The organism is Streptomyces sp. NPDC001056 (assembly GCF_053598955.1).
The window spans coordinates 15,630-33,605 of sequence record NZ_JBSFLI010000029.1 but is presented as its reverse complement, the minus strand read 5'-3'; the positions used below and the strand labels follow the sequence as shown (position 1 = coordinate 33,605).

At 73.3% G+C, this 17,976-nt stretch carries 17 protein-coding genes; 8 read left to right on the top strand and 9 right to left on the bottom strand.

The annotated features are described in order from the left end of the window. Nucleotides 1–7: 7 nt before the first annotated feature. The 3 genes from coaD to recG form a co-directional block, all read right to left on the bottom strand. Nucleotides 8–487, bottom strand: coding sequence for a pantetheine-phosphate adenylyltransferase (gene coaD, locus ACWDD7_RS28575; protein ID WP_351877140.1), 480 nt, complete (start codon nucleotides 485–487; stop codon nucleotides 8–10). 26 nt (nucleotides 488–513) lie between these two features. Beyond that, nucleotides 514–1,101 (bottom strand): 16S rRNA (guanine(966)-N(2))-methyltransferase RsmD, encoded by a 588-nt coding sequence (gene rsmD / locus ACWDD7_RS28570; RefSeq protein WP_392214525.1) that lies wholly within the window; start codon nucleotides 1,099–1,101, stop codon nucleotides 514–516. 122 nt (nucleotides 1,102–1,223) lie between these two features. Then, nucleotides 1,224–3,446, bottom strand: a complete 2,223-nt coding sequence (gene recG / locus ACWDD7_RS28565; RefSeq protein WP_450459515.1) for an ATP-dependent DNA helicase RecG — start codon at nucleotides 3,444–3,446, stop codon at nucleotides 1,224–1,226. Nucleotides 3,447–3,646: 200 nt separating this feature from the next. Between recG and ACWDD7_RS28560 the strand changes: the two genes are divergently transcribed. Both ACWDD7_RS28560 and ACWDD7_RS28555 read left to right on the top strand, forming a co-directional pair. Beyond that, a complete protein-coding gene (locus ACWDD7_RS28560; RefSeq protein ID WP_450459548.1) occupies nucleotides 3,647–5,482 on the top strand; it encodes an HSP90 family protein in 1,836 nt (611 codons plus the stop codon). Next, nucleotides 5,475–8,321 (top strand): tetratricopeptide repeat protein, encoded by a 2,847-nt coding sequence (locus tag ACWDD7_RS28555; RefSeq protein ID WP_450459514.1) that lies wholly within the window; start codon nucleotides 5,475–5,477, stop codon nucleotides 8,319–8,321. The genes ACWDD7_RS28560 and ACWDD7_RS28555 overlap by 8 nt, the downstream gene beginning before the upstream one ends. A gap of 51 nt (nucleotides 8,322–8,372) precedes the next feature. Here ACWDD7_RS28555 and ACWDD7_RS28550 read toward each other — a convergent pair whose 3' ends face one another. Then, nucleotides 8,373–10,034 (bottom strand): DAK2 domain-containing protein, encoded by a 1,662-nt coding sequence (locus ACWDD7_RS28550; RefSeq protein WP_351877912.1) that lies wholly within the window; start codon nucleotides 10,032–10,034, stop codon nucleotides 8,373–8,375. A gap of 256 nt (nucleotides 10,035–10,290) precedes the next feature. Here ACWDD7_RS28550 and rpmB point away from each other — a divergent pair, with 256 nt between their 5' ends. Both rpmB and ACWDD7_RS28540 read left to right on the top strand, forming a co-directional pair. After that, nucleotides 10,291–10,476 (top strand): 50S ribosomal protein L28, encoded by a 186-nt coding sequence (rpmB, locus tag ACWDD7_RS28545; RefSeq protein ID WP_004924906.1) that lies wholly within the window; start codon nucleotides 10,291–10,293, stop codon nucleotides 10,474–10,476. A gap of 148 nt (nucleotides 10,477–10,624) precedes the next feature. After that, entirely contained in the window at nucleotides 10,625–10,918 is a 294-nt protein-coding gene (locus ACWDD7_RS28540; RefSeq protein WP_450459513.1) for an alpha/beta hydrolase, read from the top strand. A 40-nt stretch (nucleotides 10,919–10,958) separates the two neighbouring features. On the opposite strand, the gene thiD is transcribed toward ACWDD7_RS28540, so the two are convergent. Beyond that, nucleotides 10,959–11,756, bottom strand: a complete 798-nt coding sequence (gene thiD, locus ACWDD7_RS28535) for a bifunctional hydroxymethylpyrimidine kinase/phosphomethylpyrimidine kinase (protein WP_351877910.1) — start codon at nucleotides 11,754–11,756, stop codon at nucleotides 10,959–10,961. Beyond that, entirely contained in the window at nucleotides 11,753–12,718 is a 966-nt protein-coding gene (locus ACWDD7_RS28530) for a thiamine-phosphate kinase (protein WP_351877908.1), read from the bottom strand. Before ACWDD7_RS28530 ends, thiD begins: the two co-directional genes overlap by 4 nt. 254 nt (nucleotides 12,719–12,972) lie before the next feature. Here ACWDD7_RS28530 and ACWDD7_RS28525 point away from each other — a divergent pair, with 254 nt between their 5' ends. Then, complete coding sequence (locus tag ACWDD7_RS28525) at nucleotides 12,973–13,206, top strand: Lrp/AsnC family transcriptional regulator (protein WP_037654619.1); 234 nt, start codon at nucleotides 12,973–12,975, stop codon at nucleotides 13,204–13,206. A gap of 20 nt (nucleotides 13,207–13,226) precedes the next feature. Continuing rightward, nucleotides 13,227–13,757: a DUF3515 domain-containing protein gene (locus tag ACWDD7_RS28520; protein ID WP_351877906.1), complete on the top strand. Its 531-nt coding sequence runs from the start codon at nucleotides 13,227–13,229 to the stop codon at nucleotides 13,755–13,757. Nucleotides 13,758–13,769: 12 nt separating this feature from the next. Here ACWDD7_RS28520 and ACWDD7_RS28515 read toward each other — a convergent pair whose 3' ends face one another. The 3 genes from ACWDD7_RS28515 to ACWDD7_RS28505 form a co-directional block, all read right to left on the bottom strand. After that, the gene (locus tag ACWDD7_RS28515) at nucleotides 13,770–14,927 is read right to left on the bottom strand and encodes a D-alanine--D-alanine ligase family protein (RefSeq protein WP_450459512.1); all 1,158 of its coding nucleotides are present in this window, start codon (nucleotides 14,925–14,927) and stop codon (nucleotides 13,770–13,772) included. Between the two features lie 102 nt (nucleotides 14,928–15,029). Continuing rightward, entirely contained in the window at nucleotides 15,030–16,040 is a 1,011-nt protein-coding gene (locus ACWDD7_RS28510; protein ID WP_351877902.1) for an NAD(P)H-dependent glycerol-3-phosphate dehydrogenase, read from the bottom strand. Next, nucleotides 16,037–16,807 carry a lysophospholipid acyltransferase family protein gene (locus ACWDD7_RS28505; RefSeq protein WP_450459511.1) on the bottom strand — a complete coding sequence of 257 codons (771 nt, stop codon included), beginning with the start codon at nucleotides 16,805–16,807 and terminating at the stop codon, nucleotides 16,037–16,039. Before ACWDD7_RS28505 ends, ACWDD7_RS28510 begins: the two co-directional genes overlap by 4 nt. A 208-nt stretch (nucleotides 16,808–17,015) precedes the next feature. Here ACWDD7_RS28505 and cofC point away from each other — a divergent pair, with 208 nt between their 5' ends. Together cofC and ACWDD7_RS28495 are read left to right on the top strand one after the other, a co-directional pair. Continuing rightward, nucleotides 17,016–17,654, top strand: coding sequence for a 2-phospho-L-lactate guanylyltransferase (gene cofC, locus ACWDD7_RS28500; protein ID WP_450459510.1), 639 nt, complete (start codon nucleotides 17,016–17,018; stop codon nucleotides 17,652–17,654). 97 nt (nucleotides 17,655–17,751) lie between these two features. Further along, the gene (locus ACWDD7_RS28495; RefSeq protein ID WP_285560175.1) at nucleotides 17,752–17,955 is read left to right on the top strand and encodes a hypothetical protein; all 204 of its coding nucleotides are present in this window, start codon (nucleotides 17,752–17,754) and stop codon (nucleotides 17,953–17,955) included. The last annotated feature ends 21 nt before the right edge of the window (nucleotides 17,956–17,976 follow it).

Below are 17,976 nucleotides of genomic sequence, written 5' to 3'. Positions count from 1 at the left end.
AGTCCCATCAGTCCTTGCGCAGCCGCCTCTTGAGGGCGGCGAGGACCTGCGGCGGCACCAGGTGGGAGACGTCGCCGCCCCACGCCGCGACCTCCTTGACGAGCGAGGAGGACAGGAAGCTGTAGGTGGGGTTGGTCGGCACGAACAGCGTCTCGACGCCGGTGAGGCCGTTGTTCATCTGGGCCATCTGCAGCTCGTAGTCGAAGTCGCTGACGGCGCGCAGGCCCTTGACGATGGCCGGGATGTCGCGCTGCTTGCAGAAGTCCACGAGGAGGCCGTGGTGGGACTCCACCCGCACGTTGGCGTACTCGGAGGTGACCTCGCGGATCAGCTCGATCCGCTCCTCGACATCGAACAGGCCCTTCTTGGACTGGTTGATCATCACCGCGACGTAGACCTCGTCGTACAGCCGGGAGGCTCGGGCGATGATGTCGAGATGTCCGTTGGTGATGGGGTCGAAAGACCCGGGACAGACGGCGCGGCGCACTTGTGATCCCTCGCTCTCCGGTCCGGTCATCGTGCGTCTTCGCACGTAGAGGCGGCGCGACCGTACCAAAACGTTCCCTCGCCGTAGCGACGGGACCGGATCGTCTCGAAGCCGTCCGGCCACCGGAATTCGCCGCCTCTGGTGCTGCGCTCCACGGTGACCAGCGCGTCCTGCGTGAGCCACCCCTCCGAGCGGAGTGTGAGGAGAATCTCCCGAAGATCGTCGTCCGTGACCGCGTAGGGGGGATCGAGGAAGACCAGGTCGTACGGGGCGGCGGGGGGCGCTGTCCTGATGACTTGTTCGGCTTTGCCCGATCTCACCTCGGCGCCGGGGAGGCCCAGGTTCCGCACGTTCTCGCGGACCGTCCTCGCGGCGCGGGGGTCGGCTTCGACGAGGAGGGTGTGACCCGCGCCGCGGGAGAGGGCTTCGAGGCCGACGGCGCCGGAGCCGGCGTAGAGGTCGAGGACGCGTTCGCCGTCCAGGGGGCCGCCGAGGAGGGACTGCCAGGTGGAGAAGAGACCTTCGCGTGCGCGGTCCGAGGTCGGCCGGGTTCCTGTGCCGGGCGGTACGGAGAGGCGCCGTCCGCCTGCCTTGCCGGCGATCACGCGGGTCATCTTCGTTCCTTGTTCGGGGGCGGTTGCGGCTCCAGTCTGTCAGGCCGCCGCCTCGGGGTCGCTCGCGCCCGCGCGGCGGCAGCCGCATGTCACATACTGCCCCGCGCCTCCCGCGGCGCGCCTCACCCCTTGTCCAGGTACCGCTCCCTCTCCTCGTCCAGCAGCGCGTCCAACGCTGTCCTGAGGCCCGGCAGATGCTCCATGTCCGGGTCCGCCGCGACCACCGCGGTCGCCTCCTGCCGTGCCTGCGCGATGACCTCCTCGTCCTCGATGACCGCGAGGACGCGAAGGCTGGAGCGGGCGCCGGACTGGGCCTGGCCGAGAACGTCGCCCTCGCGGCGCTGTTCGAGGTCGATGCGGGAGAGTTCGAAGCCGTCGAGGGTGGAGGCGACCGCGGTCAGCCGCTGGCGGGCGGCGCTGGCCTCGGGCATCTCGGTGACCAGGAGGCACAGGCCGGGTGCCGAGCCGCGGCCGACGCGCCCGCGCAGCTGGTGGAGCTGGGAGACGCCGAAGCGGTCGGCGTCCATGATGACCATCGCGGTGGCGTTCGGGACGTTCACGCCCACCTCGATGACCGTGGTGGCGACCAGGACGTCGGTCTCGCCGGCGGCGAAGCGGCGCATCACCGCGTCCTTGTCGTCGGGGTGCATCCGGCCGTGCAGCACCTCGACCCGCAGGCCCTGGAGGGGACCCTTGGCCAGCTGGTCGGCCACGTCGAGAACGGCCAGCGGGGGGCGCTTCTCGGCCTCGTCCTCGGGGGACTTCCCGCCCGCCTTCTTCCCGGCCGCTTCGTCGATGTCGTCACCGATGCGGGGGCACACGACGTACGCCTGGTGACCGTTCGCCACCTCCTCGCGCACCCGCTCCCAGGCGCGGGCCAGGAAGTGGGGTTTGTCGGCGGCCGGGACGACATGGCTGGCGATCGGGGAGCGGCCCGCCGGGAGCTGGTCGAGGACGGAGGTCTCCAGGTCGCCGAAGACGGTCATGGCGACGGTGCGCGGGATCGGGGTGGCCGTCATGACGAGGAGGTGCGGGGGCTGTCTGCCCTTGCCGCGCAGGGCGTCGCGCTGTTCGACCCCGAAGCGGTGCTGTTCGTCCACGACGACCAGGCCGAGGTCGTGGAACTGGACCTTGTCCTCGATCAGGGCGTGGGTGCCGATGACGATCCCGGCCTCGCCGGTGGCCAGGTCGAGCAGGGCCTTGCGGCGGGCCGCGGTGCCCATGGAGCCGGTGAGCAGCACCACCTTGGTGGCGTGCTCGGTGCCGCCCAGCATGCCCCCCTCGGCCAGGTCGCCCATCATCTCCGTGACCGACCGGTGGTGCTGCTGGGCCAGCACCTCGGTGGGCGCGAGCATCGCGGCCTGCCCGCCCGCGTCGACCACGGCGAGCATGGCGCGCAGGGCGACCAGCGTCTTGCCGCTGCCCACCTCGCCCTGGAGCAGCCGGTGCATGGGGTGCTCGGTGGCCAGGTCGGAGAAGATCTCGCGGGAGACCTTCTGCTGGCCCTCGGTGAGGGTGAAGGGCAGGCGGTCGTCGAAGGCGGTGAGGAGGCCGTCGGCCTGGGGGCGGCGGGGGACGGCCGGGAGCTGGGCGTCGGCGTGCCGGCGGCGGGCGAGGGCGACCTGGAGGACGAAGGCCTCGTCCCACTTGAGGCGGGCGCGGGCGTCGGCGATGTCCGCCTTGGTGTGCGGGCGGTGGATCCTGAGCAGGGCCTCGGGGAGCGGGAGCAGGCCCCGGCCCTCGCGCAGGGCGGGCGGCAGCGGGTCGACGGCGTCCCGGGCGGCGGGCAGGACCGTCTGCACCGCCTTGCCGATCTTCCAGGACTCCAGTTTGGCGGTCGCCGGGTAGATCGGGATCAGGGCGCCCGCCCAGGCCTCGACGGTCTCCTCGCCGTCGCCGCGCAGCAACTCGTAGGCGGGGTGGGCGAGCTGGAGGCGGCGGTTGAAGACGGAGACCTTGCCGGCGAACATCGCGCGGGTGCCCGGCAGCAGGTCCTTGTGGGGCTTGTGCACGCCGTTGCCGAAGAAGACCAGCTGGAGGCGGCCGCTGCCGTCGGTGATCGTGACCTCCAGGCGCTGGCCCTTGCCACGGGGCGCCCGGGAGGAGGCGAAGGTGTGCAGGCGGGCGTCGGCGACCTGGGCGACCACGGTGACGTGCTCGTCCATGGGGAGGTCGGCGAGGTGGGTGAGCTGGCCGCGCTCCTCGTATCTGCGCGGGTAGTGGTGCAGGAGGTCGCCGACGGTGTGCAGGCCGAGGTGCTCGGCCATCACCTTCGCGGTGGCGGGGCCGAGCACTGACTTCAGGGGCTGTTTCAGTGGTTCTTCCAGTGCGGGCACGAGATCCATTGCACACCACGGCACTGACATTGCCGAAGAGCGCTGCCCTGCGGATTCGTCCCGAGATGCCGTACAGGTCCGGGAAACCCCTGGTCAGGCTCCCGGATCGGCCCTAGGATGGCGCGCTCCGGCCATCCCTCGCGGTCACCGCCCCGGCAGCGGGACCGCCCGACCCCGCGCCGAAACGCGTCCCCTCCGGCGCAGTGACGATGGACTCCCAGACCTCACAGTCATCCCAGACGCCCCATTCGCCTCTTCCGCCTCACACGTTCCAGGTCGACCTGCGCGGCCTGGTCGACCTGCTCTCCCATCACCTCTACTCCAGTCCGAAGGTCTACCTGCGCGAGCTGCTGCAGAACGCCGTGGACGCCGTCACCGCCCGGCGGGCCGAGGAACCCGGCGCGCCGGCGCTGGTCCGGCTGCGCACGGCGGACGGCGGCCTGCGCGTGGAGGACAGCGGCATCGGGCTCACCGAGTCGGACGTGCACGAACTGCTGGCCACCATCGGGCGCAGCTCCAAGCGCGCCGAGGGTCTCCAGGAGGCCCGCTCCGGCTTCCTCGGCCAGTTCGGCATCGGTCTGCTCGCCGCTTTCGTGGTCGCCGAGCGGATCCGGGTGGTCAGCCGCAGCGCCCGCACCCCGGACGCGCCGCCGGTGGAGTGGACGGCGCGCGACGACGGCTCGTACACCGTGCGGACGCTCCCCGACGGGGCGCGGCCCGAGCCCGGTACGACGGTGCAGCTGACGGCGCGGCCCGGGGCGGCCGAGTGGCTCGCGCCCGAGCGGGTCCGGGCGCTGGCCCGGGACTTCGGCGCGCTACTGCCGTACGACGTCCGGGTGGACGAGGAGCCGATAGGCGAGCTGCCCGCGCCGTGGGACCGGCCGTACCCGAGCCCCGGCGCACGCCGGGTGGCGCTCGCCCGGCACTGCCACGAGCGGTTCGGGTTCACGCCGCTGGACTCGATCGACCTGGACGTGCCGCTGGCCGGGGTCCGCGGGGTGGCCTATGTGCTGCCGTCGGCGGTGAGCCCGGCGCAGCGGGCGACGCACCGGGTGCACCTGAAGGGCATGCTGCTGACCGAGCGGGCCGAACAGCTGCTGCCCGACTGGGCGTTCTTCGTGCGCTGTGTGCTGGACACCGACAGCCTGCGGCCCACGGCCTCGCGCGAGTCGCTGTACGAGGACGAGACGCTGGCCGCCGTGCGGGACGCGCTCGGCGAGCGCATCCGGGCCTGGCTGACCGGGCTCGCGGCCGGTGATCCGGAGCGGCTGGCCGCGTTCCTCGCGGTGCACCATCTGGGCGTGAAGTCGCTGGCGCGGCACGACCACGGGATGCTGCGCACGATGCTGCCGTGGCTGCCGTTCGAGACGACCGACGGACGGCTGTCGCTGGAGGAGTTCGCGCGCCGGCACCCGGTGGTGCACTTCACGCGCAGCGTCGAGGAGTTCCGGCAGGTCGCGCCGATCGCCTCGGCGCAGGGCGTGGGCGTGGTCAACGGCGGTTACACGTACGACAGCGAGCTGATCGAGGCGCTGCCGTCGGTGCGGCCGGGGACGGTGGTCGCCGAGCTGGACGCGGACACCGTGACCGCGCATCTGGACGGGGTCGACCCGGGCGTGGAGCTGGCGCTCACCGGGTTCCTGGCGGCCGCGCGGGCGAAGCTGGACCCGCTGGGCTGCGACGTCGCGCTGCGCGCCTTCCATCCGCTGTCGGTGCCCGCGCTGCATCTGGACGACCGGTCGGCTCGGCACGAGCAGGCCCGTGCGGCCGCCGAGGAGCAGGCCGACGACCTGTGGGCCGGCATCCTGGGCTCCCTGCGGGGCAGCGCGCCCCGGGCCCGGCTGGTGCTCAACCATCTCAACCCGCTGATCCGCAGGATCGGTTCGCTGGACGACCCGGAGCTGATCGGCACCGCGGTCGAGTCGCTGTACGGGCAGGCGCTGCTGATGGCGCAGCGGCCGCTGCGGCCCGCGGACTCCGCGCTGCTCAACCGGGCGTTCATCGATCTGCTGGAGTGGGCGACGCAGGGGGGAACGGATGGCTGAGGTCAGGGACTTGGCGGAGCTGCGCCGGGCGATGGCGGAGAACGCCGAGCAGCCGGAGGGTCCGGCCCGCAACGCCCGCGCGGAGCAACTGCTCACGGCGGCCGAGGCATTGGATGTCCCGCTGGCCGTCATCGAGGCGCTCGGGCACCAGCTGAACGTCTACAACTACAGCTCCGAGAAAGACAAGATGTTCGTCCCCTTCGCGCGGCTGCTGCGCCTGTGGGACGAGCGGCCCGAGGACTTCGACGCGTACGAGACGCACTCGCTGCACTGGTTCTTCAAGTGGATGTCGGCGGGCATGCTGGACCAGCCGCACATCCCGCTCGCCTCGATCGAGAAGTGGCTGGGCGAGATGGAGCACCGCTACCGGCTCGCCGGACACTCCGAACGGGCCGTGCGCAGCGCCGAGTTCAGTGTGGCCGCGCACGTCGGGGACCTGGCGCGGGCGGAGCGGGCGTACGCGGCGTGGCTGGCCGCGGACCGGGACGAGATGGCCGACTGCCATGCCTGCGAGCTGTACGGGCAGGGCCTGTGGCAGGTGGAGACCGGCCGGGACGCCGAGGCGCTGGAGCTGTGGCGGCCGGTGCTGGAGGGCGAGTTCACCTGCGCGCACGAGCCGCACTCGGTGCTCGCCGCCTCGCTGGCCCCGCTGCTGCGGCTCGGCCGGACGGAGGAGGCCCGCGCGCACCATCTGCGGGGGCTGCGGCTGGTGCGGCCCATGGAAAGCATGCGGGGCGCGTACGCCGAGCACGTGGAGTTCTGCGCGCTGACCGGCAACGAGGCGCGCGGTCTCGAACTGTTGGCCGAGCGGCCCGCCTACTTCACGGACACCGGGCATCCGCGCAGCCGGCTGGACTTCCTGGCCGTGGTGACCCTGCTGACCGAACGCCTGACCGAACTGGGCCTCGGTCACGAGCGGGTGCCGGGCCCGGCCGGGCGTGCCTGGACGGCCCGGGACCTCGCGGCCCACGCCCGCAGGGAGGCGCTGGCCCTGGCGGAGCGCTTCGACGCGCGCAACGGCACGTCGTACGTCGGCGAGCGGGCACGGGCACGGATGGCCGGGCGGCCGCTGGTGGAACGCCTTTCGCTGGGCGTGCGCGCCCCCCGCCCGGTCCCGCCGCCCGCTCCCCCGGCGCCGGCCACCGCAGCCGCGCCCGACCTGTCCGCGCTGCTCGCCGAGGCGCACCGGCTGGCGGACACCCTGCGCCCAAACGCGCTGGAGGCCTGGGCCGCGGTGGCGCGCGCCGCGGGCGACACCGAGCTGGCGCCGCGGGACCGTGCGGAGATCGCCGACCACGAGGCGATGGCCCGGGGCCCCGAGGGCGCCGAGCTGTTCGAGCGGGCGGCCGAGCTGTACGCGGCGGCGGGCGATCCCGGCGAGGCCCTGGCCGCACGGTCCCGGGGCGCCTATTTCCGGGCCCTGCGGGGCGAGGCGGACGCGGCCCTGACCGCCGTGACCGGCCTGTACGACGAGGTCCGCGCGCTGCGCGCCGCCGAGGCGACCGGGATACGGCAGACCGCGGCCGTGCTGATGAGCAGGGCGCGGATACTGATGCACCGGGCGCGCGCCGGGGGTTCTCCCGAGGACGCGGGCGCCGCCGTGCGCGAGGTGCTGGCCCTGGTCGAGGGGCACGGCACACGGGACGTGCGGTTGGCGGCGCGGGCCGGCGAGGCCTGGGGCATGCTGGCCGAGTTGGCCGGGACGGCCGGGGACGGCGGGCGGGCGACGGAGCTGCTCCGGCGGGCCGCCGAGGAGTACGTGCGCGCCGAACTGCCGTGGTGCGCGGTGGAGTACGAGGTACGGCTCGCGGCGCTGGCCGAGGAGGCCGGTGACCGGGACGGGGCCGAGCGGGCGCTGCGGGCGGCGCTGGAGCACGGCGGGCCGTACGTGGAACCGGCCGGTCGCGCCCAGCTGCACCTGCGGATAGCCGAGTCGGCGGCCTCGCGCGACGACGTCGCGGAGGCCGGGGCGCATGCGCTGGAGGCCACGCACTGGGCAGACGAGGCCGGGGAGTCCGGCACGCTCGGGGCCTGGGCGCGGCAGCAGCTGGGCGGTTACCTGCTGCGGCAGGGGAGGTGCGCGGAGGCGGCCGAGGTGCTGGAGTCGGCGCTGACCGACCTGCGCGCCGAGACGCACGGCGACGGGGCCGTGGTGCAGGCCCGCTGGTGGCTGGGGGACTGCCTGGAGGAGCTGGGTGAGCACCGGGCGGCGGCGGAACAGCGGCTGCTGGCCGCCGACATCGCCCGGCACTGGCCCGACCAGCGGGACCACGCCACGCTCGCCCACCTCGCCGCCGACTCCCTCGGCAGCGCGGGCCTGGTGACGGAGGCCGACCAGGCGTACGCCCGCGCGGGCGAGCTGTGGCGCTCCCTCGGCAGACCGCACCTCCTCGTCCGCTCCCTGCGGGCCCGCGCGTGGCTGGCGCTGAGCGAGGACGCCGCGGTGGCCGCCGGGGTGATGACCGAGGCCGTGGACGCGTGCGAGCGCGCGCGGGAGGCCGCGGCGGACCCCGCGGCCCGGGGCGGCCTGACGGCCGAACTGGCCCACACCCACCGCCAGTTCGGTGATCTCCTCACCCAGGGCGAGAATCCCGGCGACGCGCCGGCCCACCTCAGGCGGGCCATCGCGCTGTTCGGCTCACTCGGCGTGGACGGGCTGCACGACCGCACCGGCGCCGAACTCACGGCGGCCCGGCTGGCCGCCGCTCTGGGGCGCCCCGAGGAAGCGGCGGCCTGCGCCCGCGCCGTCCTCGCGGCCTACGCGGGCGCAGGCGACGACGACGAGACGGTCCGCGCGCGCCGCGCGGAGGCCGCCCGGCTGCTCGCCGCGGAGGAGTGACCCGGCACCGCTGCGCTCACGCCGCCCCGGCCCGCGCGCTCCCTCCGCGCCTCACTCCACCCCGATGAGCAGCAGCGCCCCCTGGCCGCCGCCCCGGTACACCGCCGTGTCCACGGCCAGGTAGGACTCCCGTACCCGGGTCTCCAGACGGCCGGCGACGGTTTCGGGGGCCTCGTCGCCGACGACGAGGGTGACGAGTTCGCCGCCGGCCTGGAGCATGCGGTCCAGGACCGTCTCGGCGGTGGCGGTGACGTCCGTGCCGATCACCGCCACGTCGCCGTCGATCAGGCCGAGGACGTCCCCGGCCTGGCAGATGCCGGCCGTCGTCCAGGACTGGCGTTCGGCGACGACGACCTCGCCGTAGCGGGTGGCGCCCGCGGCGGAGGTCATCTGGACGACGTCCTCGTCGAACCGGCGGCCGGGCTCGTGCACCGCGAGCGCCGCGATGCCCTGCACCGCCGAGCGGGTCGGGATCAGCGCCACCCGGACCCCCTCGGTACGGGCCTGCTCGGCCGCCGCGGCCGCGGTGGCGCGCAGCTCGGCGTCGTTGGGCAGCAGCACGACCTCGCGCGCGTGGGCCCGCCGTACCGCCGCCAGCAGCTCCCCGCTCGCGGGCGGCTCCCCGGGGCGCGCGAGCACGGTGGTCGCGCCGGCCTCGGCGTACAGCCCGGCCAGGCCCTGTCCCGGTACGACGGCCACGACGGCCCGCTGAGCCCGCTCGCGTGGAGGGCGCGGGCCACCGGTGTGCACGTCCCCCGCCCCGAAGTGCGTGATCCGGATCCGGTACGGCCGCCCGGCCTCCACCCCCGCCTCCACGGCGGCGCCCGCGTCGTCCACGTGCACATGGACGTTCCACAGCCCGTCGCCGCCGACGACGACCAGGGAGTCGCCGAGAGGGTCGAGGCGGGTGCGGAGCCGGGCCACGGCGGAGTCGTCGGCCTCCAGGAGGTAGATCACCTCGAAGGCCGGACCGCCGTCCTCGGCCGCTTCGAGGCAGGCTCGGGCGTCGGGCAGGGTGTGCGGGGCCTGGGCCGCGATCTCGCGCACGACCTCTGCGGGCCCCTCCCCCGTGCACGCCTCCACCAGCGCGCCCAGCACCGCCACCAGCCCGCTGCCCCCCGCGTCGACCACTCCGGCCCGCGCCAGGACGGACAGCTGGGCCGGGGTCGCCGCCAGGGCGGTGCGGGCGCCCTCGTAGGCGGCTCGGGCGACCGTCCCGCAGTCGCCGTCCGCGCGCTCGGCGGCGTCGGCGGCGGCCGAGGCGACCGTCAGCACCGTGCCCTCGACGGGGTGGGCCACGGCCTGCCGGGCGGAGTCGGCGGCCCGGCGCAGCGCGAGCCGCAGCGCGGGCCCGTCGCAGCGCGGCTCGGCGCCGTCCCCCGCGAGCACCTGGGCCATGCCGCGCAGCAGCTGGGCGAGGATCGTGCCGGAGTTGCCGCGGGCGCCGATGAGCGCACCGTGGGCCATCGCGCGCACCGCGTCCTGGAGGGACGGCTCGGCGGGCTCCGTCTCGTATCCCGCGAACACGGCCTCCACGGCCGTCGCGGCGGACTCCAGGGTCAGATAGAGATTGGTCCCGGTGTCGCCGTCGGCCACCGGATAGACGTTGATCGCGTCGATCTCCTCGCGCGCCCGCCCCAGGGCGCGCAGGGCCAGACCGCACCAGGTGCGCACCCCGAGACCATCGAGAAATGTCCCCGGCACCTGCGCCACCTGCGCCTCCCTGAGCTGGCTTGACGTGGTCGCAGCGTAGACCCCGGGACGGTGCCTGCCGGAAGTGGGCCGGGGGCGGGGGCCCTCGCGGCCATGGTAGTTTCGCTCTACCGACGCAGGCTTGCTATGCTGCTCCGGTTGCCCGATCTGATCGGGCTTTCCCCCTGGCAACGCCACTCAGATCTCAGGTCGTACGATCTCGATCCCGGCACGCCGGGATTATCCGTAAGTGCATCTGAAGTCTTTGGAGTGACCGGTGGCTGCCAACTGCGACGTCTGCGGCAAGGGGCCGGGCTTCGGCAACAACATCTCGCACTCGCACCGCCGTACGCCCCGTCGCTGGAACCCGAACATCCAGCGTGTGCGTACCGTGGTGGGCGGGACGCCGAAGCGCGTGAACGCTTGCACCTCGTGCATCAAGGCCGGCAAGGTCTCGCGCTGACGCTACAGCTGAGCGCGCGGCCACTGCCTGGTTCGCTGCACTGAGCCGGTCCACCTCAGGGTGGGCCGGCTTTTTGCCGTACCCGGAAACGGGCGCGGGCGCTCCCCTGACGGCACCTGGCGGCACCCCCTCCCCTCAGACCGGGACGATGTACCTCGCCGGCGCCGATCCGCGCGGGCCGCTGCTCGGCCCGGCCGTCTGTGCCGGCCTGACCGGCCTGCCGCCGACGCTGCTCCAGGTGGGCACCAGCGAGATCCTGCTGGACGACTCCACGCGCCTCGCCGAGCGCGCGAGGGCGGCCGGGGTGGAGGTGATCCCGGACGTCACGGCCGACGTGCCGCATGTCTTCCAGTCGTTCGCCGGCACCCTGGACGAGGCGGACGAGGCGCTGGACCGCGCGGCCCTCTTCCTCGACCAGCGCCTGCGCGCGTCCACGGCGTAGACCCGGCGGGCGCCAGGCGCGCTCGCCCGGCAGATCCGGCTCACGCCCTGGAGCGCCACCCGTGGTCCACCGGTCCGATGCCCGCGCCCAGGGGGAAACCCGCCGCGATCGCCCCGGTGACGTACTCCTTGGCCTCCGCCACCGCCGCCGGGACCGCGAGGCCCTTCGCCAGCCCCGAGGCGATCGCGGAGGCCAGGGTGCAGCCGGTGCCGTGGGTGTGCCGGTTGTCATGGCGGGGCGCGCGCAGCCAGTGCTCCTGCTCGGCCGAGCCGTCGGTGAGCAGATCCACGGCGTCACCGGCCAGATGCCCGCCCTTGACCAGCACCCAGCGGGGCCCGTACGCCAGCACCGCGTCCGCGGCCCGTCGTAGATCGTCCTCCGACTCGACCCGGACCCCGGTGAGTTGGCGCACCTCGTCCAGGTTCGGGGTCGCCACGGTCGCGGCCGGGAGCAGCCGCGTGCGTACGGCGTCCAGGGCGGAGGCGGCGAGCAGCGCGTCGCCGTGCTTGGAGACGCCCACCGGGTCGACCACCGCCGGCGCGTCCGTACCGGAGATCAACTCGGCGACGGTCTCGACCAGTTCGGCCGAGCCCAGCATGCCGGTCTTCACGGCCTGTACGCCGATGTCGTCCACGACGCCGCGGTACTGGGCCCGCACCGCCTCGGCCGGAAGTTCCCAGACGCCCTGCACACCGAGAGAGTTCTGCGCGGTCACCGCGGTGAGCACGCTCATCCCGTGGACGCCGAGCGCGAGCATCGTCTTCAGGTCGGCCTGGATGCCGGCGCCGCCGCCGGAGTCGGAGCCGGCCACCGTGAGCACCCTGGGCGGGACGTTCACGACTCTATGTCCCCGAAGTGGTCCCAGCCGCCTCTGCTGGTCCAGGGCGCCCCGTCGACCGTGACCTGCGGCAGCGCGGAGGGGTTCAGGACCTCGCCGATGACCTTCCAGCGGGCCGGGAGCTTGGTGTCCGGCGGGAAGGTCGCCACGATCGCGTGGTCCTCTCCCCCGGTCAGCACCCACTGCAACGGGTCCACGCCGACGGCCTGCCCGATGTCGTTCATCTGCGTGGGCACGTCGATCGCGCCGGAGCGGATGTCGATGCGGACCTTGCTGGCCTCGGCGATGTGACCGAGGTCGGCGATCAGCCCGTCGCTCACGTCGCACATCGCGGTCGCGCCGAGCGAGGCGGCGGCCGGGCCCGCGTGGTACGGCGGCTCGGGGCGCCGGTGGGCCTCCACGAAGGCGCGCGGCGAACGGAAACCGCGCGACAGCACCGCGTAACCGGCCGCGGACCAGCCCAGCCAGCCCGTGACGGCCACCAGGTCGCCGGGCTGGGCGCCGGCCCGGGTCACCGGCTCCTGGTTGCGCAGGTCACCGAGCGCGGTGATCGACACCGTGATGGTGTCGCCCCGTACGACGTCCCCGCCGACCACGGCGGCGCCCGCGACCTGGCACTCGTCGCGCAGCCCGTCCATCAGCTCGGTGGGCCAGCTGACCGGCAGTTCGGCCGGCACGACCAGGCCGAGCAGCAGGGCGGTCGGCACGGCGCCCATCGCGGCGATGTCCGCGAGGTTCTGCGCGGCCGCCTTGCGCCCCACGTCGTAGGCCGTGGACCAGTCGCGGCGGAAGTGCCTCCCCTCCAGCAGGACGTCGGTGCTGGCCACCACCCGCCGGTCGGGCGCGGCCACCACGGCGGCGTCGTCGCCCGGGCCGATGCGGACCGCCGGGGTGGTGGTGAGACGGGAGGTGAGCTCCCTGATGAGCCCGAATTCCCCGAGCTCACCAACCGTGCCCTTCATGTCCCTGACTCCCCTTCTCTGCCTCTGCCTGACCGTGCTGACTCGCGCCTCATCAGTGTCCCCGATACCGTCGAGATGACCCCGACGCGGTCGGGAACGGCCGCCGATCCGGTCCCGGACGACCGTCAACTTCCGTCGTGCCCGCACCCTGGCGCGCAAGCCCGGTTCCCGCAGGTCTCCCCGCGGGGAGCGGCGACGCGATACCGTGGCGTTCCTTTTCCCCACATGATCCTCGTGGCCGCCCTGGAGGTTCCGTGGTACAGGCGTACATCCTGATCCAGACGGAGGTCGGCAAAGCGTCGACCGTAGCCGAGACCATCAGCAAGATCCCTGGAGTGATCCAGGCCGAGGACGTCACGGGTCCGTACGACGTCATCGTGCGCGCCCAGTCCGAGACCGTCGACGAACTCGGTCGCATGGTGGTCGCCAAGGTCCAGCAAGTGGACGGCATCACCCGCACCCTGACCTGTCCGGTCGTGCATCTGTAGCCCCCGTCTACGCTTGGCCGGTGAATTCCTTCCGTCACCGGCCCCCCGCCCTGCTCGCCGCCCTGTTCGCGCCGGTCCTGCTGCTCGCGGTCGCGGGCTGCTCGTCGGACGACAGCGCCACGGTCGCGGTTCCCCGTCCCGACGCGAAGACCGCCCCGCTGTGCCGGGGTCTGCACGAGGCGCTGCCCGCCGAGGTGGACGGGCAGCGTCGCGCCGACCCCGAGCCCCGGTCCGTCTACACGGCGGGCTGGGGAAACCCGGCGATCATACTGCGCTGCGGGATCGTCCGGCCGCCGAAGATGATCGATCCCAAGGTGGCCCAGGGCGAGGACCCCGACGCGATCGCGGGCGGGGTCAACGGCGTGGACTGGCTGATGGAGAAGGAGGGCGACGGCACCTGGCACTTCACGACAGCGGGCCGCAAGGCGTACGTCCAGGTGACCCTGCCGAAGAAGCTGTCGGGACCGGACGACAGCACGCAGGTGCTGGAGGATCTGGCCCCGGCCGTGAAGAAGGCCATCCCCACGGGGATGGCCTCCATGCGCGGCTAGCGGGTCGCGCGCTCAGCGCAGTCCGGTGGAGCGACGCAGCGCGGCCTGCACCAGCAGGTCGATCAGCTCGGGGTAGCTGACCCCGGTCGCCTGCCACATCTGCGGGTACATCGAGATCGGCGTGAAGCCCGGCAGGGTGTTGATCTCGTTGATGACGAACTCCCCGTCCCGCGTGAGGAAGAAGTCCGCCCGCACCAGCCCCTCGCAGGACGCCGCCTCGAACGCCTCCACCGCGAGCCGCCGCACCTCGGCGGTCTCCTCCTCGGTGAGCGGCGCCGGCACCAGGCCGGGCGTGGAGTCGATGTACTTGGCCTCGAAGTCGTAGTACGCGTGCGTGTCCGGCGGCGGGATCTCCGCCGGGACCGAGGCCCGCGGACCGTCCTCGAACTCCAGGACACCGCACTCGATCTCGCGGCCGACGACGGCGGCCTCGACCAGGATCTTCGGGTCGTGCGACTGCGCCTCGGCGATCGCCTCGTCCAGGCCGGACAGGTCGTCGACCTTGGTGATGCCGATGGAGGAACCCGCCCGCGCGGGCTTCACGAACAGCGGCCAGCCGTGCTCACCGGCGAAGTCCACGATCTTCTTGCGCGCCGCGGCCTCGTCCCGCTGCCACTCGCGGGGCCGGATCACCACGTACGGGCCGACCTTGAGCCCGAAGGAGGTGAAGACCCGCTTCATGTACTCCTTGTCCTGGCCGACGGCCGAGGCGAGCACACCCGCGCCCACGTACGGCACTCCGGACAGCTCCAGGAGGCCCTGAAGGGTGCCGTCCTCGCCGTAGGGGCCGTGCAGCACCGGGAAGACGACGTCGACCTCGCCGAGCGCCTTGGGCACGGAGCCGGGCTCGCTGTAGACGACCTCGCGGTTGGCGGGGGCCACGGGGAGCACCACGTCGCCCTCGTGCGACTCCGCCAGTTCCTCGACGGCGGGCAGGGAGCGGTCGGTGATGGCCATCCGCTCCGGCTCGTCGGCCGTCAGCGCCCAGCGGCCGTCGCGGGTGATGCCGATCGGCAGGACGTCGTACTTCGTCCGGTCGATGGCCTTGAGGACGGCGCCCGCGGTGACCACGGAGATCCCGTGTTCGGAGCTGCGGCCACCGAACACGACGGCCACGCGGGGCTTGCGCGACGGCTGCTCAGGGCTCTGGGGAAGGTTCTCGGTGCTCATATCGCGTTGAGAGTACCCGTTGGTAGAGCCCGGATACAGCGTCGGCTCCGCCCCGGAACGCACAAAAACGGGCGGATTGCGCGCAGGTCCTCGCGGTTTCGCTCAGCGTCGTTCGGGCTTCGCGCTGCGCGACATCAGCTCCTTGAGCGCGACCACCGGCGGCTTGCCCTCGTGCACGATGCCGACGACCGTCTCCGCGATGGGCATGTCGACGCCGTGCCTGCGGGCCAGATCCAGCACGGACTCACAGGACTTGACGCCCTCGGCGGTCTGCTTGGTGACCGCGATGGTCTCCTCCAGGGTCATGCCCTTGCCCAGGTTGGTGCCGAAGGTGTGGTTGCGCGAGAGCGGCGAGGAGCAGGTGGCCACCAGGTCGCCGAGACCGGCCAGCCCGGAGAAGGTCAGCGGGTCGGCGCCGAGCGCGACACCGAGCCGCGCGGTCTCCGCGAGGCCCCGGGTGATCAGCGAGCCCTTGGCGTTGTCGCCGAGCCCCATGCCGTCCGCGATGCCGACGGCGAGCCCGATGACGTTCTTCACGGCGCCGCCCAGCTCGCAGCCGACCACGTCGGTCTCGGTGTACGGCCGGAAGTACGGCGTGTGGCAGGCCGCCTGCAACCGCCGGGCCACGGCCTCGTCGGCGCAGGCCACGACCGCGGCGGCGGGCATCCGGGCGGCGACCTCGCGGGCCAGGTTGGGTCCGGTGACGACGGCGACGCGCTCCGGTCCGACCTTGGCGACGTCCTCGATGACCTCGCTCATCCGCATGGCGGAGCCGAGTTCGACGCCCTTCATCAGGGAGACGAGCACGGTGCCCGGGGCGAGCAGCGGGAGCCACTCGGCGAGGTTGTCGCGCAGGGTCTGGGAGGGGATGGCGAGGACGGTGAACTCCGCGTCGCGCAGTGCCTCGGCGGCGTCCGCGGTGGCGCGCAGGTTCTCCGGGAGTTCCACGCCGGGCAGGTAGTCGGGGTTGATCCGGGTGGAGTTGACCGTCTCGGCCAGCTCGGGCCGGCGGGCCCACAGGGTCACGTCACAGCCGGCGTCGGCGAGCACCATGCCGAAGGCGGTGCCCCAGGAGCCGGTGCCCATGACGGCCACCCGCACAGGCGTGCTCACTTGCTCTGCTCCTTTTCCTGCCTGCCCTTGTTCTGCTCCTGCGTGCGGCGGCGCTGCTCGATCCGCTCGCGGCGCGGGTCGTACGGCGTCTCGGGCGCCTTCTCGCCGCGGATCTCCTCCAGGAGGCGGGTGATCGCCGCCATGATGACCTCGGTGGCCTCCTTCTGGAGTTCCGGGGTCATCTCCTTGTCGTAGAAGCGCGAAAGGTCCACGGGCGGGCCCGCCAGCACGTGGTGGGTCTTGCGCGGGAAGAGGTTCGGCTTCTTCGCGTACGGCGGGAGCAGCTCGTTGGCGCCCCACTGGGCGACCGGGATCACCGGGCACCTGGTCTGCAGGGCCACGCGGGCGGCGCCGGTCTTGCCGGTCATGGGCCAGCCGTCGGGGTCGCGGGTCAGGGTGCCCTCGGGGTAGAAGGCGACGCACTCACCGCGCTCCACGGCGTCGATCGCGGCGCGGAAGGCGCTGAGGGCGTCCGTGGACTCGCGGTAGACGGGAATCTGTCCGGTGCCGCGCATGGCGGCGCCCACGATTCCCTTCTTGAAAAGGCCGCTCTTCGCCAGGAATCGCGGAACCCGTCCGGTGTTGTACTGATAGTGCGCGTATGCGAAGGGGTCCACGTGGGAATTGTGGTTCACCACGGTGATAAATCCGCCCTCGGCCGGAATGTGCTCCATTCCACGCCAGTCCCGCTTGATCAGAACCACCAGTGGCGGTTTGCAGATCACCGCGGCGAAGCGGTACCAGAAGCCGATTCTGCGGCGGGGCACAAGGACACCTTCCTCTAGGGACCCACGGGGAACTGACCCCGGCGGGGGCCGCACAAGTGTCGCCCCGGAGCGCCGGTCTGTCGAGAACACCGTACGCCCGCCCGTCACCCGCCCCCGTCCTTGCGAGGAGCTCCGCGCGCCTCCGAATACAGCGTGGCCCAGCGGCCGCGGGGGACAATGATCGCGACGAGAGAGGGACGGTACGCCGGTGCAGTGGACGTTGGTCATCCCCCTGAAGCCTTTGTCCCGGGCCAAGAGCAGGCTCGCGGACACCGCGGCGGACGGGGTCCGCCCGGGGCTTGTCCTCGCGTTCGCCCAGGACACGGTCGCCGCGGGGCTGGCATGTCCGGGAGTTTCGGATGTGGTGGTCGTCACGGACGATCAACGGGCCGGGCGCGAGCTGTCCGCACTGGGCGCGCGGATCGTCCCGGACACACCGGCGCGGGGCCTGAACGCGGCGCTGGCGCACGGGGCGTCGGCGGTGCGGCTGGCGCGTCCGCGGGCCGCCGTGGCCGCGCTGAACGCCGATCTGCCGGCGCTGCGGGCGGCCGAGCTGTCACGGGTGCTTTCCGCCGCCGCGGAATTCCCCCGCGCTTTTCTCGCGGACGCGGCGGGGATCGGTACGACATTGCTGGCGGCGGGGGCGGAACAGGAACTGGCCCCGGTCTTCGGCCCCGACTCGCGGGCGCGGCACCGGGAGTCGGGGGCGGTGGAGCTTCTGCCGGAGGACGTGGACTCGGTACGGCAGGACGTGGACACCGGGGACGATCTGCGCGCGGCGCTGGCCCTGGGGGTCGGACCGTACACGGCGACCGCGTGCGCGGACCTGCGTCTGTGTGCCCCGTGAGGGGCGTGGGGCCGTAGGGACGCGCGTCCCCGGCGTCGCGGGCGCGACCCGCCTGGGCGGGCCCGCGCGCGAACGGGCACGCATTACGCTGAATCCCATGCAGGCGACCGCGTACACCTACGACACCGAGACCCGTTGCGGGCAGGTACTGCTCGACGACGGGACCCCCGTGGCCTTCGATGCGGAGGCGTTCGACCGGGGCGGCCTGCGATTGTTGCGGCCGGGGCAACGCGTGCGGATCGAGACGGAGCGGGACGGGGACGGCCTGCGGATCACGCTCGTCACGCTGCAGACGCTGTAACTCCCCTTGTACACGCCGCGG

Bases quoted from the DNA above. Each gene is read 5' to 3' on its own strand.
- ACWDD7_RS28560 (WP_450459548.1), top strand. From the start codon at position 3,647: ATGGACTCCCAGACCTCACAGTCATCCCAGACGCCCCATTCGCCTCTT.
- ACWDD7_RS28555 (WP_450459514.1), top strand. From the start codon at position 5,475: ATGGCTGAGGTCAGGGACTTGGCGGAGCTGCGCCGGGCGATGGCGGAG.
- recG (WP_450459515.1), bottom strand. From the start codon at position 3,446: ATGGATCTCGTGCCCGCACTGGAAGAACCACTGAAACAGCCCCTGAAG.
- ACWDD7_RS28515 (WP_450459512.1), bottom strand. From the start codon at position 14,927: ATGAGCACCGAGAACCTTCCCCAGAGCCCTGAGCAGCCGTCGCGCAAG.
- ACWDD7_RS28540 (WP_450459513.1), top strand. From the start codon at position 10,625: ATGTACCTCGCCGGCGCCGATCCGCGCGGGCCGCTGCTCGGCCCGGCC.
- ACWDD7_RS28530 (WP_351877908.1), bottom strand. From the start codon at position 12,718: ATGAAGGGCACGGTTGGTGAGCTCGGGGAATTCGGGCTCATCAGGGAG.
- ACWDD7_RS28495 (WP_285560175.1), top strand. From the start codon at position 17,752: ATGCAGGCGACCGCGTACACCTACGACACCGAGACCCGTTGCGGGCAG.
- rsmD (WP_392214525.1), bottom strand. From the start codon at position 1,101: ATGACCCGCGTGATCGCCGGCAAGGCAGGCGGACGGCGCCTCTCCGTA.